The sequence below is a fragment of the Bradyrhizobium sp. 930_D9_N1_4 genome, assembly GCF_052076015.1.
In the GTDB taxonomy this organism is placed as follows: Bacteria; Pseudomonadota; Alphaproteobacteria; order Rhizobiales; family Xanthobacteraceae; genus Bradyrhizobium.
Window position 1 is genome coordinate 6,135,876 of the sequence record NZ_CP197236.1, and the last position, 15,020, is coordinate 6,150,895.

The 15,020-nt window shown below is 64.7% G+C and carries 13 protein-coding genes; 2 read left to right on the forward strand and 11 right to left on the reverse strand.

The window, feature by feature from the left end; genetic code table 11:
* Positions 1–153: 153 nt before the first annotated feature.
* The 3 genes from AB7532_RS29190 to AB7532_RS29200 are packed head-to-tail and all read right to left on the reverse strand — an operon-like array spanning position 154 to position 4,697.
* On the reverse strand, positions 154–1,818 hold the full coding sequence (locus AB7532_RS29190; protein ID WP_441238133.1) for a carboxylesterase/lipase family protein: 1,665 nt from the start codon (positions 1,816–1,818) through the stop codon (positions 154–156).
* A gap of 28 nt (positions 1,819–1,846) precedes the next feature.
* Positions 1,847–3,334 (reverse strand): carboxylesterase/lipase family protein, encoded by a 1,488-nt coding sequence (locus AB7532_RS29195; protein ID WP_441238134.1) that lies wholly within the window; start codon positions 3,332–3,334, stop codon positions 1,847–1,849.
* 22 nt (positions 3,335–3,356) lie between these two features.
* The gene (locus AB7532_RS29200; protein WP_441238135.1) at positions 3,357–4,697 is read right to left on the reverse strand and encodes an MFS transporter; all 1,341 of its coding nucleotides are present in this window, start codon (positions 4,695–4,697) and stop codon (positions 3,357–3,359) included.
* A 210-nt stretch (positions 4,698–4,907) separates the two neighbouring features.
* Here AB7532_RS29200 and AB7532_RS29205 point away from each other — a divergent pair, with 210 nt between their 5' ends.
* Positions 4,908–5,561, forward strand: a complete 654-nt coding sequence (locus tag AB7532_RS29205) for a TetR/AcrR family transcriptional regulator (RefSeq protein WP_441238136.1) — start codon at positions 4,908–4,910, stop codon at positions 5,559–5,561.
* Positions 5,562–5,701: 140 nt separating this feature from the next.
* On the opposite strand, the gene AB7532_RS29210 is transcribed toward AB7532_RS29205, so the two are convergent.
* From AB7532_RS29210 to AB7532_RS29235, 6 genes are read right to left on the reverse strand one after another with little or no spacing between them, the layout of a single operon-like run.
* Positions 5,702–6,487 carry an ABC transporter permease gene (locus AB7532_RS29210; RefSeq protein WP_441238137.1) on the reverse strand — a complete coding sequence of 262 codons (786 nt, stop codon included), beginning with the start codon at positions 6,485–6,487 and terminating at the stop codon, positions 5,702–5,704.
* Entirely contained in the window at positions 6,484–7,341 is an 858-nt protein-coding gene (locus AB7532_RS29215; RefSeq protein WP_441238138.1) for an ABC transporter permease, read from the reverse strand. Before AB7532_RS29215 ends, AB7532_RS29210 begins: the two co-directional genes overlap by 4 nt.
* 24 nt (positions 7,342–7,365) lie before the next feature.
* A complete protein-coding gene (locus AB7532_RS29220; RefSeq protein WP_441238139.1) occupies positions 7,366–8,412 on the reverse strand; it encodes an ABC transporter substrate-binding protein in 1,047 nt (348 codons plus the stop codon).
* 22 nt (positions 8,413–8,434) lie between these two features.
* Positions 8,435–9,742 carry an NAD(P)/FAD-dependent oxidoreductase gene (locus AB7532_RS29225; RefSeq protein WP_441238140.1) on the reverse strand — a complete coding sequence of 436 codons (1,308 nt, stop codon included), beginning with the start codon at positions 9,740–9,742 and terminating at the stop codon, positions 8,435–8,437.
* A 15-nt stretch (positions 9,743–9,757) separates the two neighbouring features.
* Positions 9,758–10,474, reverse strand: coding sequence for an HAD family hydrolase (locus AB7532_RS29230; protein WP_441238141.1), 717 nt, complete (start codon positions 10,472–10,474; stop codon positions 9,758–9,760).
* 34 nt (positions 10,475–10,508) lie between these two features.
* A complete protein-coding gene (locus tag AB7532_RS29235; RefSeq protein ID WP_441238142.1) occupies positions 10,509–11,588 on the reverse strand; it encodes an ABC transporter ATP-binding protein in 1,080 nt (359 codons plus the stop codon).
* 212 nt (positions 11,589–11,800) lie between these two features.
* Between AB7532_RS29235 and AB7532_RS29240 the strand changes: the two genes are divergently transcribed.
* Positions 11,801–12,739, forward strand: a complete 939-nt coding sequence (locus tag AB7532_RS29240; RefSeq protein ID WP_441238143.1) for a LysR family transcriptional regulator — start codon at positions 11,801–11,803, stop codon at positions 12,737–12,739.
* A 20-nt stretch (positions 12,740–12,759) separates the two neighbouring features.
* Here the strand turns inward: AB7532_RS29240 and AB7532_RS29245 are convergent, their stop codons facing one another.
* On the reverse strand, positions 12,760–13,677 hold the full coding sequence (locus tag AB7532_RS29245) for a lipase family protein (RefSeq protein ID WP_441238144.1): 918 nt from the start codon (positions 13,675–13,677) through the stop codon (positions 12,760–12,762).
* 135 nt (positions 13,678–13,812) lie between these two features.
* Entirely contained in the window at positions 13,813–15,003 is a 1,191-nt protein-coding gene (gene uxuA, locus AB7532_RS29250) for a mannonate dehydratase (RefSeq protein ID WP_441238145.1), read from the reverse strand.
* Positions 15,004–15,020: the final 17 nt, after the last annotated feature.

The window sequence follows — 15,020 nt, forward strand, 5'->3', positions numbered from 1 at the left end:
CACAGAAAAATGGGCTCAGATGCGATTGCCGTGCCGTCATGCCCGGGCTTGTCCCGGGCATCCACGTTCTTCATGCCGCGATATGAACGCGTAGATGGCCGGGAGAGGCCCGGCCTGACGCGGAGGATGCATCACGCACGCATCATCGGCGTCCTAGTCCCGCGAAACCCGCGGCGTCGAGGGCGTGACGTTCGCCGGCGTGTGGAAGTCCAGCCGCGCCCCGTTCTCCTCGCGAACACCGGATTCGTCACCGAACTCGACATATTTCTGGGCGTTCTGGCTCCACTGCGGCCATGGCGTCGCCGGCGTTCCGGGATTGCCGGTCCGTGCGAACGCGACCAGCGTATCCATCATGCGATCGGACATCGCGCGATCGAACTCCGTCCAGACGCGCGTGGTGCGGAATTTGTTGAAGGTGTCCTGGGTCCCGAACCAATAGGGCACGTCGGAGGTGTGATAGGCGCCGATCTTCTGCGGGCTATCGAAGAACTGCACGTCCTTCGCAAACGGGTGCACGCGCGAGAACATGTACATGTAGAACGGCGCCCTTCCGCTCTTCGCCTGCGCCATGGCCCAGTTGCGCGTGCCGATCTCGACCAGCCCCTCGCGTGCGGCGAGCAGGCCCATCGCCTTGGCCTCTTCGTCGGTCTTCGCCGGGTAGAGTGCGAGGAAACGGTCGGCCTGATCGCCGTAGAGTTTTCGCGCAGCGGCGACATAGCCCTCCAGATTGGCCGCGGTGCGGAGGTCGTTGGAGCTTTCGTCGCTGGTGAAGCCCGCGACAGTCGCGACGTCGTTCTGCTTGCCGGCTGCAAAGATGTTCGGCACCGTGTCAGGCAGCACGTAGCCATCGATATCGAGCGGCACGCTGATGTTGCCGGCGCAGCCGAGCTGGCAGTCCTTCTGAATTGCAAGAATCTTGTCGGCCTGGATCAGCCGCATCTCGGTGAGCGAGGACGCGCCGAGCGCCGACTGCACCTCGATGCCGATTTTCTCGGCGGCCGGCAGCGCCGGGAATTTGAAACGGTTGTCGAACATGCTCAGACTCATCGCGAAGCCGCGATGAAACAGGCCCTTCGCCAGCGGGCTCGCCTCCAGCGCGGAGACGGACATGGCGCCCGCGGACTGGCCGGTGATGGTGACGTTATCGGGGTCGCCGCCGAACGTCGCAATATTGCGCTTGATCCATTGCAGCGCCGCGACCTGGTCCATCAGGCCGTAATTGCCGGAGGCACGATGCGGCGATTCCGCGGTCAGCTCCGGATGGGCAAGATTGCCAAGAATACCGACCCTGTAGTTGAAGCTGACGAAGATCGTGCCTTTCTTCGCGACATTCTCGCCGTCATACATCGCCATGCCGCTGGAGCCGAGCGTGAAACCGCCGCCATAGATCCAGACCACGACCGGAAGCTTTGCGCCCGCTTTCGCATCGCCGCTCGCCCAGATGTTCAGATAGAGGCAGTTCTCGCTGGTCGCCTCCTCGCCGAAATAATGATTGAGGTTGTGCCGGCGCAGCACCTGGATGCATTCGGGCGCCAGCCGGTCGGCGTGATAGGTGCCTTTCCAGGCCTCGACTTTCTGCGGCTCGCGCCAGCGCAGATCGCCGAGCGGTGGCGCAGCAAAGGGGATCCCGAAATACGCCTTCACACCCGTGGCCAGCATTTTGCCGGAAACAGCACCGCTGTCGATACTGACGGGGTCTTCGGGGATCGGCGTCACGACGATCTGCGCCAACGCTGGCACCGCCGCCAGCACAGAGAAGAACGAGGCTATCGCAAGAAATACGCGCGAGAGCACGCGCCCGCGGTCTGAAACGCTCATCCGATCTCCCTTTTCTTTGCTTTTCTTGTCAGGCCACCGCTTCGGGACGGGACTGTTCAGTCAGCTCCGCCCACACGCGGAAGCGCGCGCCTTCGTTGAGCGGCACAATATGGAACGGTTGGCCGAAGATTGCGAGCGGTTCATTGCCGGTCGCGAAGCGTGGCCAGGCTTCCGTAACATCAGGCATACCGGTCGTGACGAAGCGCAGCAGATTGTCTTGAAACCGCGCTGCCACGTCGATGTCGGCGGGCGTCATCGGTCCGCCCTTGCGCTTGAGGATCGGGCGATCGATGAACTCAGGCAGATGCGCCCACAGGCAGGCGTTGTCCGCACCGTGGGTCGGCCCCTGCGACAGGAACGGCTCCAGCGCTGGGCGATGGTCGAACCGGCTCAGCCACACGGCACCGCCGGCCGCAGCATGAAGCCGCGCAAGATCGGCCATCGGGCGATGCCAGAACGCATCCGAGAGCAATGCCTCGTACGGATCCTCGTCTGGCCGCGCTGTACCGCGATAGTAGGACAACAGGCGACACCAGCCGGCATCGCCGAAGGCGGTGCGCACCTGGCGCTCGGTGGTGCGGATCATCGCGGCCGGTGGCGTGCTCTTCAGGAACATCACCATCTCGTCGCGGCAGGAGCCGAGCCAGAGTGGAATGTCGCGCAGGCTCCCGTCGGCGAAGACGTCGCGCGGTTCGCGCAGTATCACGGTGCCGTCGAGCACCGGCCCGAACAATGTGCCTTGCTCCGTTTCGTCTGCGAGCCTGCGGCCGACACGCTCCATTGCGGCAAAGAGTTTGGGCAGCGGTACGGACGCGATCACGCCCGGATCGCGCGCAAGCTCGAGCTCGTCGAGCACACGACGCGCGATGTCGTCGGCATGATCGGCGGTCATGATGTTGCGCCCGGGCGCACTGAGCGCAATGGCGCGGATGAACTTGCCTTTGGCCTGCGGCAGGGTCGCCAGCGCGATCACCATCGACGCGCCGGCCGATTGGCCCGAGAGCGTCACGGCATCCGGATCGCCGCCGAAATTCGCAATATTGGCGTGCACCCAATCGAGCGCGGCGAGCGTATCCTGAAGCGCGAGGTTGTCGGCCTCTGTGAGGCCGTGGCGATGCAGTTGCAGGAAGCCGAGCGGGCCGAGCCGGTAGTTGATGGTGACGATCACGGCTGGACCGTGCGCGGCGAGAAATGAGCCGTCGTAATCGGCGCCGCCGCCGGTGACGAAGGCGCCACCATGAATGAAGAACATCACCGGCAGCGGGCGATCGGCCGCTGCCGGTGTCCAGATGTTCAGGCTGAGGCAGGATTCCTCGTCAGCATGATCGAGATGTCCGGGCTGCGGCGCAAAAGCGCCGTAGTCCGTGCAACGCCGCGGCTCGGTCCACGCTGGCGGCGGCGTCGCCCTGGCGAAGCGCCGCGCGATCGCAAACGCCACCCCCTTGAAGGCACGCACGGCCCCCTGCTCGACGCCGACGATCGGCCCGTTCGTGGTTGGAACTGCGTTGGTCAGCATCCGCTGCGATCCTGTCTTGCGTTCAAGCGCGCCGTTTGCCGAGATCGGCGATGTCCACGGTGTGGGTTTCGCGTGCCGTCGCCGCCGATGCCGCCGAGATGACGCAGCAGCTGGCGACGAAGATCGCGACGGGAAGCCACCCGTTCGGTCCCTCAGCCACCAGGCTCGCGCTCACCAGCGGCGTGAAGCCGGCGGCGAGGAAGCCGAGCTGCGTGCCGATCGCGGTGCCGGAATAGCGCACCCGCGCGTCGAACATCTCGGCATAGAACGACGGCCAGATCGCGTTCGGCGCGGCGTAGATGACACCCGAAAGGATCATCGCCGCGGCGAAGATGGCCAGCGTATTCCCTGATGTCACCAGCATGAAATACGGGAACACCAGCACCGCGCAGCCGAGCACGCCACCGATGAACACCGGCTTGCGGCCGATCTTGTCCGCGAGCAATGCCCACAGCGGCTGGGTGATCAGCGCCGTGACGTTGCCGAGCACGCCGGCCCACAGCATGGTCGGCCTCGCCACACCAAACCTGCTGGTGACGTAACCGAGCGTAAAGACCGCGGTCATCGTGCTCACGGTCGCGATCAGCGCGCAAACGATGACACGCAGCACGTCCGGCCAGTAGTCGCGCAGCAGCGTCACGACGGGGAAGCGCGCCACCTGCGCCTTGTCTTTGATGTCCTCGAACACGGGCGTTTCCGGCATCGTCCGCCGCACCAGATAGGCGACGACGAGCACGATGAAGGACAGCAGGAACGGAATGCGCCATCCCCAGCTCAGCAATTGCTCCTCCGGCAGGCTCGACACCGGGATGAACACCAGCGTGGCAAGGATCGCGCCCGCCTGGGTGCCGCTCAGCGTCCAGCTCGTGAAGAAGGCGCGGCTGGAATTGGCCGAGTGCTCCAGCGTCAGCGAGTTCGCCCCGCTCTGCTCCCCGGCCGCCGACAGGCCCTGCAGCAGGCGCAGCAGCGTCAGAATGACGGGCGCGGCGTTGCCGATCGTCTTCGCATCCGGCAACAGGCCGATCGCCAGCGTCGAGACGCCCATCAGCACCAGCGTGAACAGCAACACCGTCTTGCGGCCGATGCGATCGCCAAAATGACCGAGGATGACGGCGCCGACGGGCCGCGCGATATAGCCGATGCCAAAGGACAGCAGCGCGAGCAGCGTCCCCGTCGCGGGATCGACATTGGCGAAGAACACTTTTGGAAAGATTAGCGCCGCCGCGGTGCCGTAGATGAAAAAGTCGTAGTATTCGAGCATGCTGCCGACGAAGCTGACCAGCGCGGCGCGCTTGGGCAGCTTGTTCGGCGTGGCCTCCGCGCCGGATGACGCGTGCGGTGGTGCGGTTGACGTCAACGTCATTGAGATATCCTCCCCCATGTGTCCGGTGCGGTTTCGCGCCAGGCGGTCGCCGCGCGCGCGTTTTTCTGGTTGTTGTTGCCGCAACCTTGGTCTGGAGGCATAATGTACGAACTAGTACGTTTATGCAATACGCATTGGATCAAGGCCCGAACGCGCGAAATTTGCCTTCACCTTCAAGGTGATCCGTGGAAACTGGCGGGAGAAACAGTGATGCTCGAGCGCATGCCGCCCCCATCGAAGCGCACCAACGATCCTGAGCGCACCAAGCGCGACATCCTCGAAGTGGCGATGGCCGAATTCGCCTCGGAAGGCTATTCCGGCGCGCGCGTCGATGCGATCGCGGCGCGGACGCGTACGTCGAAGCGGATGATCTATTATTATTTCGGCGGCAAGGAGCAGCTCTACCTCGCGGTGCTGGAGGAGGCCTATCGCAGCATCCGCGCGCTGGAAGACCAGCTCGACATCGCCAGTTGCGACGCCCGCGAGGGCCTGCGCCGCCTGATCGAGGCGACCTTTGACCATGACGAGCGCAACCCGAACTTCATCCGCCTCGTCTCGATCGAGAACATCCACCACGGCAAGCACCTGAAGCAGAATTTGCAATTGCGCCAGCTCAACGCCAGCGTGATCGCAACCCTCGACGGCATCCTCAAGCGCGGTCGCGCGGAAGGCACCTTCCGCGACGACGTCGACGCCATCGATTTGCACCTCGCCATCTCCTCCTACTGCTTCTTCCGCGTCGCCAATCGCCACACGTTCGGCGCGCTGTTCGATCGGGATCTCAGCGAGCCGAAGGTGCTGGCGAAGAGCCGGACGCAGATCGTGGAGATGATTTTGGCGTGGTTGGGGGCGGAGGCTCAGTAGCCGCTACACGCTCACTGTCATGCCCCGGCTTGACCGGGGCATCCAGTAGGCCGCGGCCCATCGAGGAGTCACAACTGTTTCGGAGTACTGGATCGCCCGATCAAGTCGGGCGATGACACCGAGAATGGCGGGCAGCCCCCTCACCCGCTCTTCTTCTGCCGCGCACTCGCCAGCAGCACCAGCATGAACGACGCCGCCGTCATCAGCGTCGAGATCGCGGCAATGGTCGGGTCGATTTCGTCGCGCAATGCGGTGAACATGCGCTTGGTCAGCGGCTGATACTGGCCGCCGGAGATGAACAGCGCGACGATGGTCTCGTCCATCGCCGAGATGAAAGCGAAGATGCCACCGGCGACCACGCTCGACTTGATCTGCGGCAGGGTCACCGCGAAAAAGCTGCGCAGGCGGTTCATGCCGAGGCTGCGCGCCACCATCTCCTGCGCCGGATCGAAGCTCTGCAGGCCCGCCAGCACCGAGATGACGACATAGGGCAGGCCCAGCATCACGTTGGCGAGCACGAGGCCTGGCAGGGTCGCGACCAGGCCGACCTTGGCATAGACGAAGAAGATGCCGACCGCGGTGATGATGATCGGCACCACCAGCGGCAGCAGCAGCGCCATGTGGATCACCTGCATGATGCGCAGCTTCGACTGGCTGATGGCATAGGCGGCGGCGACGCCGAACGGCGTTGCGATCACAACGGTGAAGAGCGCGACCGTCAGCGTCACCCGCGTCGCCTGCATCCACGCCGGGTTTGAGAAATACTGCTGGTACCAGCGCATCGAGAACGACGGCGGCGGAAACGTCAGGAAGCGCGCGCTCGAGAACGAGATGGGCGCGATGATCAGCACCGGCAGGATCAGATAGACCAGCACCAGCGCGCTGATCACGTAGAGGAGGATTCGTGCGGGCGAGGCGCGCATCATTTCTGCCCCAGCACGCGATCGAGCGAGATGAAGCGGCTGACGACGAAGAAGATCAAGAGCACGCTGAGAAGCAATACCACCGCGACCGCGCTCGCGGCGCCGAACTGGTTGTAGAGCTCGACATTGCGGCTGACCAGCATCGACACCATCACGGTGCGGCCGCCGCCGAGCAGCTCCGGCGTGATGTAGAAGCCGAGGCAGAGCACGAACACCATCGTGCAGCCCGCGAGCACGCCCGGCAGCGACAGCGGCAGGAACACGCGTAAGAAGGTGAGCGACGGGCTCGCACCGAGACTGGCGCCGGCCTGCATCAGGTCGCCGGGGATCTTCTGCATGGTGGCATAGAGCGGCAGCACCATGAACGGCAGCAGGATGTGCACCGTCGCGACGATTGTCCCGAACGTGTTGTGCACGAGCGCGAGCGGCTCGGAGGTCACATCGAGATAGCGCAGGAACTGGTTGATCACGCCGGTGCGCTGGAGCAGCGCCAGCCACGCATAGGCGCGCACCAGCACGCTGGTCCAGAACGGCAGCACCACCAGCGAGAGAATGAGAATGCTCCACCCCTTCGGCACCGAGTTGGCGAGATAAGCCACGGGATAGCCAAGCAGCAGCGCGATGACCGTCACCGCGAGGCTGATCTCGAAGGTCAGCGCGAAACTCCGCCAGTAGATGTCCTCGGTGAAGACGCGACGATAGTTCTCCAGCGTGAAGCCGTCATGGTAGATCGACTGCCAGGCCAGCCAGCCGACCGGCAGCACGATCAGGAGCAAAATCACCAGCAGCGCCGGCGACACCAATGCCAGCATCAGCGCATGCTCGCGGCGCTGATGCTTTTGCGATGGATCGGACATGGATGTCGTCAACGCTGCCTCGTCTTACTTCTGCATGAACGACGCCCAGCGCTTCTCGGCGGCTTCGCCCGCGGGCGAGGACCACCAGGCGTAGGACATCAGCGCCTGCTTGGCCGCATTGGCCGGCTCGCTCGGCAGTTGCGCGGCGCGCTCGGGCTTGATCACGCTGGTCTCGAACGCCTTCGGGTTGCCCGGGCCGTAGTCGATGTGGAGCGGCAGATTGGCCTGGTGCACGGGATCGACGGCCTCGTTGAGGAATTTCACGGCCGTGTCGAGGTTCGGCGCGCCCTTGAGAATGCACAGCGAGGTGCTCTGCAGGATGCCCTGGTTGTAGGTGAAGGACACCTTGGCGCCCTCCTTCGCGACCGCGCTCACACGGCCGTTCCACGCCATCTCCATGTCGACCTCGCCGTCGTTGAGCAGCTGCGCCGACTGCGCGCCCGAGGTCCACCACACCGTGATGTGCGGCTTGATCTCTTCCAGCTTCTTGAACGCGCGGTCGACGTCGAGCGGATAGAGCTTGTCCGGCGCGACGCCGTCGGCCATCAGCGCCGCCTCCAGCGTGGCGAACGGGTGGTTGCGCAGCGCGCGGCGGCCGGGGAATTTCTTGACGTCCCAGAAATCGGCCCAGCTGTTCGGCGCGTCCTTCGGGAAGGTCTTCTGGCTGTAGGACAGCACGCTGGAATAGAACTCGTAGGATACCGAATAGGGACTGCGATAGGCCTCCGGCATCGCCGCGCCGTTCGGGATCTTCGAGAAATCGAGCTTCTCGATCAGCCCCTGCTCGCCGCCACGCAGGCAGTTTCCGGTGGGCGTGTCGACGACGTCCCAGATCGGCTTGCCGCTGCCGACCTGCGTCTTGATCGCCGGCCAGGCGTCGGGAATGGAATCCTGGTTGATGGTGATGCCGAGCTTCTTGGCGGTGGGATCGAGGATCGCCACCGTCTGCGCCTGCTGATAGGCACCGCCCTGAGAGACGAAAGTGATCTGCTCGGCGGCATCAGCCGCGCTGGCCAAACCGATTGCGCCCAGCAGCGCGCAGCCCAATCCCAAATTCTGCTTCGTCGTCATCCTCGCCTCCTCCAAAAACAGTTCACTGGCCGATCGCATCGAGAAACTGGTACCAGCCGGCGACCATGCGTACGGCGGGCTCGCGCAGCGGATAGAACGGGATCGCCTTCATGCGGCTGACATCGAGCAGGCCGACATCGGGGCTCTCGCCGCGGACGAAGGCAGCGAGGTAGCGGCCCATCAGGCTCGACATCGCAACGCCGGCGCCGTTGTAGCCCATCGAGACCAGCGTGCGATCGTCGAGCCGGCCGATATGCGGCACCGAGTCCAGCGTCATGCCGACCAGGCCCGACCATTTGTATGCGACCGGGACATCGGCGAGATCCGGGAAGATACCGACCATCGCCTTGCGCAGCGCGTCGAAGGCCGCTTGCGAGTCCTGCTTGCCGAAAGCGCCGCGGCCACCGAAGATCACGCGATTGTCGACCATGCGGAACCAGCGCATCATGCGCTTGGTCTCGGTGTAGGTGCGCCCGGTCGGCATCAGCCGTCCAGCGAGATTGCGCGGCAACTGCTCGGTCGCAACCATGGCGCTGCGGAACGGGATCAGCGTGCGCTGCATATCGGCGGTGGCGCCGGTGAGGTCGGAATAGCTGTTGGTGGCGATGATCGCCTGCTTCGCCCGCACCGCGCCTTGCGGCGTCTCGGCAATGATGCCGTCCTGCTCGCGCCGGAGCTTGACCACCGGCGATTCCTGAAAAATGGGAACGCCGCGGCGCGCCACGCCGTCGGCCAGGCCGCGCAGATAGTTCAGCGGATGAACCCCGCCGGAGCCGGGATTGAGCACCCCGCCGACGAAAATGTCGGAGCCGGTCTCGTCACGCACGCCGTGCTTGTCGAGGATGCGGACCTCGGCGGAGCCCATCTCGCGCGTCATCCAGTTGGCTTCGTCGATCGCGGCTTTCAGCGTCGTCTCGTTGTGCGCGGCCTTGACCTGACCGGTCCGCGTCAGCGCGGCGCTGGTGATGCCGAATTCCGACACCAGCTCCTCGACCATGTCCGTCGATTCGTGCGCGATCTCGTACATGCGCTGCGCCATGGCGCGGCCGTGCACGGCATCGATCTCGCGGAACGAGAGGCGGAATTTTGCGGTGATCACGCCGCCATTGCGCCCGCTCGCACCCCAGCCGGGGCGGTTCGCTTCGAGCACGATTGGTGACAGGCCGCTCTTGGCGATGTGGTGTGCAGCGGAGAGGCCCGTGTAGCCCGCACCGATGATCACCACATCCGCCTGATGCTCGCCCGACAGCACGGGAAAATCGCGCGCCGGCACGGCTGTCGCTTCCCACAGCGAGTTGACCGATGGCAGTGCGCGCCAGTCCCGTGTCATGCCGCCGCTCATCCGTTACGCCGCAGGTCCAATGGCCGCGTCGGCCAGCGCCTTCAGCGTCGGGAAATGGAAGTCCGGTTTTGTCAATGTCTCGACCGCAGGCGTGCCGCCGAAGCCCGCAATGCCCTGGCGGCGCTCGATCCAGCACACCTTGTAGCCGAGTTTCCGCGCGATCCCGATGTCGTGGTACTGGCTCTGCGCGACATGCAGGATGTCGGACTGCTTGTAGCCGAACGCGGACTGGCGGCCCTTGTTGTAGGCAAAGAATTCCGGATTGGGCTTGGCCACGCCGGTGTCGTCGGCACACACGGTATCGTCGAAGGGATTGCCAAGCGCATGCGCGTAGCAGGACAGCGCGACGCGGTCCGCATTGGTCATGGCCACCAGCCGGAATTTCGTCCGCAGCCGCTTGAGCGCCTCGACCGAATCCGGGAACGGCCCCCAGCGCAGCACGGCGAGCTGGAACATTTCGCAGGCAGCATCATCCGCCGGCAGGCCGAGCTCGGTGGCGAGATGACGATAGACGTGGAACATCACCTCGCTGGAGCGCTCATAGTGCTTGTCGCGGCCGCGCTTGTAGGGCTCGAAGATCTGCTCGTCGCTGAGCTCGGCCGGCGTCTTGCCCGAGATCCTGCGCACCGCGGAGAGCACGCCCGCCTCGAAATCGATCAAGGTGCCGACGACGTCGAAGGTGAGAACCTTGAAATTGCTGAACGCGGCTTGGGTCGACATGTCAGTTTCTTCTTTCGGTTGGACAACGCTTCTTTCAATCCACCCGGGGCACGACGATGGTGTCCTCGGGATGAAGGGTGACGGTGAGGCTGCCGCCGAGTGGCGGAATCCGGCTGTAGGCCTGGTGATAGCTCGGCTGACGCAGGCTGAGCGCAATGCCATCGGCGAGCGCCAGGAAGATGCGCAGGCTTTCGCCCTGATAGACGATGTCGGTGACCGTACCGGTCAGCCGGTTGCAGGCGGCATCCTGTGCGCCGTCGTCGATCAGCAGCTTTTCGCTGTGCACGGCCAGCATCAGCGCATCGCCGTCGGGGATGGCGCGGGCGCTGCGCAGCAGCGCGTTGCCGAGCGAAACGCTGGACGCATCGACGCGGCGAACCGGCAGCATCGTCGCTTCACCAATGAAGCTCGCGACAAAGGAATCGGCGGGATGATCGTGCAGCCGCTCGGGCTGGTCGATCTGGATCAGCCTTCCGTCCTTCATCACCGCGACGCGGTCGCTCATGGTCAGCGCCTCGCGCTGGTCATGGGTGACATAGATGATGGTGGCGCCGATGCGCCGGTGCAGCGTGCGCAGCTCGATCTGCATGGATTCGCGCAGCTGCTTGTCGAGTGCGGAAAGCGGCTCGTCCATCAGGATCAGCCGCGGCTCGAAGATCATGGCGCGGGCGAGCGCCACGCGCTGGCGCTGGCCGCCGGAGAGCTGCGCGATGCCGCGTTCTTCATAGCCGGCAAGGCCGACCATCGACAGCGCCGCGCGCACTTTCTCCGGCCAAACCGCTTTCGGCAGTCGTCGAGCACGCAGGGGAAAGGCGACGTTCTCGCCGACGCTCATATGCGGGAACAGCGCGTAGTTCTGGAACACGACGCCGATGTCGCGCTTGTGCGGCGGCATGTAAGTGACGTCGCGGCCCCCGAACAGGATCGTCCCCGACGACGGCAGGATGAAACCGCCGAGAATGCCGAGCAGCGTGGTCTTGCCGGAGCCGGAGGGACCGAGCAGCGAGACGAATTCGCCGGCGCCGACATTGAGCGAAACGTCGTCGAGGGCGCGAACGGCGCCGTAGGCCTTGCTGGCCGACCTGATCTCGACGCTTTCCGCTCGTTTGTCCAACGATCGACCTCGCCCGTGTCCCTTTGCTGGCGTGCCTCACTGCGCGCCATAAGCCTGCTTTATAGACAGGGTTCTGGAGTATTCAGAGGCGTAGCGTGCGCCGCACCAAATCTTCTCCCGAACACCCTGCGTTTAGGCTGTCATGCCAATGACACCAGACTTGGCAAAATCCGGCAATTGCCAAATTCTCACCGCGCCCATAACATGACGTTATGCCCGAGCTACGCCGCATGCTGCCGTCAAGCAACGCCCTGTTCGTCTTCGACGCGGCGGCGCGCAACGGCAGCTTCACCGCAGCGGCCGCCGAACTGAACGTCACGCAGCCGGCGGTGAGCCGCATGCTCGGCCAGTTCGAGGAGCATCTCGGCGTCCGCCTGTTCGACCGCAAGGCAGGCCGCGCGGTGCTGACGGAAGAAGGCGAGCTGCTCTATCGCCGCGTGCTCGAAGGCTTTCGCAGCATCGAGACCGGCCTCGTCGAGATCGAGCGCCGCCGCAAGGGTACCGAAACGGTAACGCTGTCGGTCTCCTCCGCCTTCACCACGCATTGGCTGATGCCGCGGATCGACAAGCTCCAGAAGCAATTTCCGCAGATCGATCTGCGCTTCCAGCTCATCTCCGGCGCGCTGCGCGGACCTGTCGAGAATGTCGATCTCGGCATGCGCTTCCGCGATCGCGACGAGCCGTCGTCCGGCGGCACGCTGGTCATGAGGGAGGTCATGCTGCCGATGTGCAGCCCGACCTATCTCGGCGAGACCGATCCCGCTGAAGGCAACACCATCATCCGCCTCGCCGAGACGCCGGGCGACTGGGCCGCGGACTACGCCTCGCTGCTCACCGGCCGCCGCGGCGCGGCCAAGGCGCTGAGTTTTACCGATTATGCCGTCGTGGTGCAGGCCGCCCTGCTCGGCCAGGGCATCGCGCTCGGCTGGCTGACGGTCGCCTCGCACTGGCTGCTCACCGGCGCGCTGGTGCCGGCTTCCGACACGCTCACCACCACGCGCCGCATCTGCGAATTCCTGCCGCCGCGCAACCGGGCGATGCGCCCCATCGCCGCCGAGATCCGCGACTGGATCATCGCGCAAATGCAAAGCGAGATCGCCGCGATCGACAAGCTCTATCCGCAGCTCGGCGCGATGGGTGCGTGTTACTAGAACGGCGCAGGTGCGATGCGCTAGCTCAGCGCATCGTAATATCGATCCGGCAGATGATCGCCGATTCCGGGTACCAGCAATTGGGAGAGCCGGCCGACCAGGTCCATGCGCCTGCTCGGAGAAAATCCGATAAAAAGATTCGCGAGATGCTGGGTTATTCCAGCAAAGCCCCCGGCCGTCGGCAACGGCTCATCCGAGTTGCAGTTGGCCGCAAGCTGGCTCGCGACAAATCTCGCACCCGGGCCACATGCCAGATAGCGCCCGACATGACGAAATCCGAGCAGCGGCGGCGGGACGGTCGGAACGATATCGTGACCGTGGACCAGCCGATAGGTCGTCGGCCCCAGCGTCGCATTGTAGGCAGCCGCCGCATCGGCATGGCAGACACGGGGGCAGCCGTAGAGATACACTTGTGGGAGCGCAATCCCGAGTTCGCGATGCGCGCGATCGGCGGTGACAACGGCAAGCGCTGCGCCCAGGCTGTGCCCGGTGATGAAGACGCGCGAGCCCGCGGCAGACGCCGCAGTCAACGCTGCTCGCACGTCATCCCAAACGGCCGCCGCGGCGTCGTTGAAGCCGCCGTGGACATCCGCCTTCGGGCGACCGAGATAGAAGTCGCTGACCCAGTTCTTGAGGATCAACGGATCGGTGCCCGCAAACGCGACAATTGTTGCGCCGTCCCGCTGGGCGATGACACCGCGGGTATCCGACACCGGAAGCGTCGATTTCGCCGGCTGGACCAGCGACCTGACATTGGACAGCGTCCAGAAGTCGGACACGGCCGTAATCGTTTGCGGGACGTGGGTCTCGTAGGCGAGCTGCGACATCCACATCATCGCGCGCGCGACGTCAGGATCGAAATTGCCGGAGGCGCTGTCGAAATTGGCGAAGGCGTTGCGGTTGTATTGATCAAGAGGAAGTTCGACCAGGAAGCTCATGCTCGGCTCCTCATAATGGCCTGTGCTGCAATGCGTCGATAAGTGCAATGCAGCCACTCTGGCACATGGAGGGACCGAAGACAATCTGTGCGAGCAGGAGTGTCGGTTCTCACCAGGGACTGATCGATACCGCTCCTATCGATGCTCGATCGCCCGGATCGCGCCGCGCAATTCGGCGAGGCCACGGAGGCGGCCGATCGCGGTGTAGCCGGGATTGGTGCGCTTGGTGGCCGCGAGATCGTCGAGCATGCGGTGGCCGTGATCGGGACGGAACACGATTTGCTTGTCGGGCGCGCGCCGCGCGTTCTCCTTCAGCAGCACCTTGAGCACCGCAACCATGTCGACATCGCCGTCGAGATGATCGGACTCGTAGAACGACAGGCCGTCGGCCTCACGCTTGGTCGCACGCAGATGGGCAAAGGCGATCCGCGGGCCGAAGCGTTCGGCCATGGCGGGCAGATTGTTCTCGGCCCGCGCGCCGAGCGAGCCCGTGCACAGGCAGATGCCGTTGGCCTTCGAAGGTACGGCGTCGAACAGCGCCTGGTAGTCGTCAGCGCTCGACGCAATGCGCGGCAGGCCGAACAGCGGACGCGGCGGATCGTCCGGGTGCAGCGTCAGCGACACGCCGAGCCGCTCGGCCACCGGCGCGACGCGCCCCAGGAACTCGGCAAGATGCTGCCGCAGGACTTTTGGCGTGATGTCGCGATAGGTCTCCAGCCGGTCGCGGAATTGCGGGATCGTCATCGGCTCGGTGGTCGAGCCGGGCAACGCGCTGGCGATCACCATGACGAGATAGTCGATGTCGGCCTGGCTCATCTGCTCGAACAGCTTTTTCGCCCGCACCTGCTGCTCGGGTGAATATTCCTGCACGGCGGCCGGGCGCTTCAGGATATGCAGCTCGAACGCCGCAAACCGGTCCTGGTCGAAGCGCATGGCGCGGGCGCCGTTCGGCAGCTCCCATTCCAGATCGGTGCGGCACCAATCCACGACAGGCATGAAATTGTAGCAAATGACCTTGATGCCGGAGGCGGCCACCGCCTCAAGGCTCGCAATCCACGACTCGATCGACTTCGTCGCCTTGCCCCCGAGACGCTTGACGTCGTCGGGGATCGGAATCGATTCCACCACCGACCACGTCAGCTGCGAGCGGCCGGGCTGGCCGTTCTCGATGAAGTTCTTGCGCTCCTCGACAGCCTTGCGCGTCCAGGCTTCGCCGATCGGCACCTGGTGCAATGCCGAGACGATGTCGCTCGCCCCGGCCTGCCTGACATCGTCGAGCGAGACCGGATCATCCGGTCCGTACCAGCGCCATCCCTCGAGCATCATGGGCGTTCTCCTAAAGC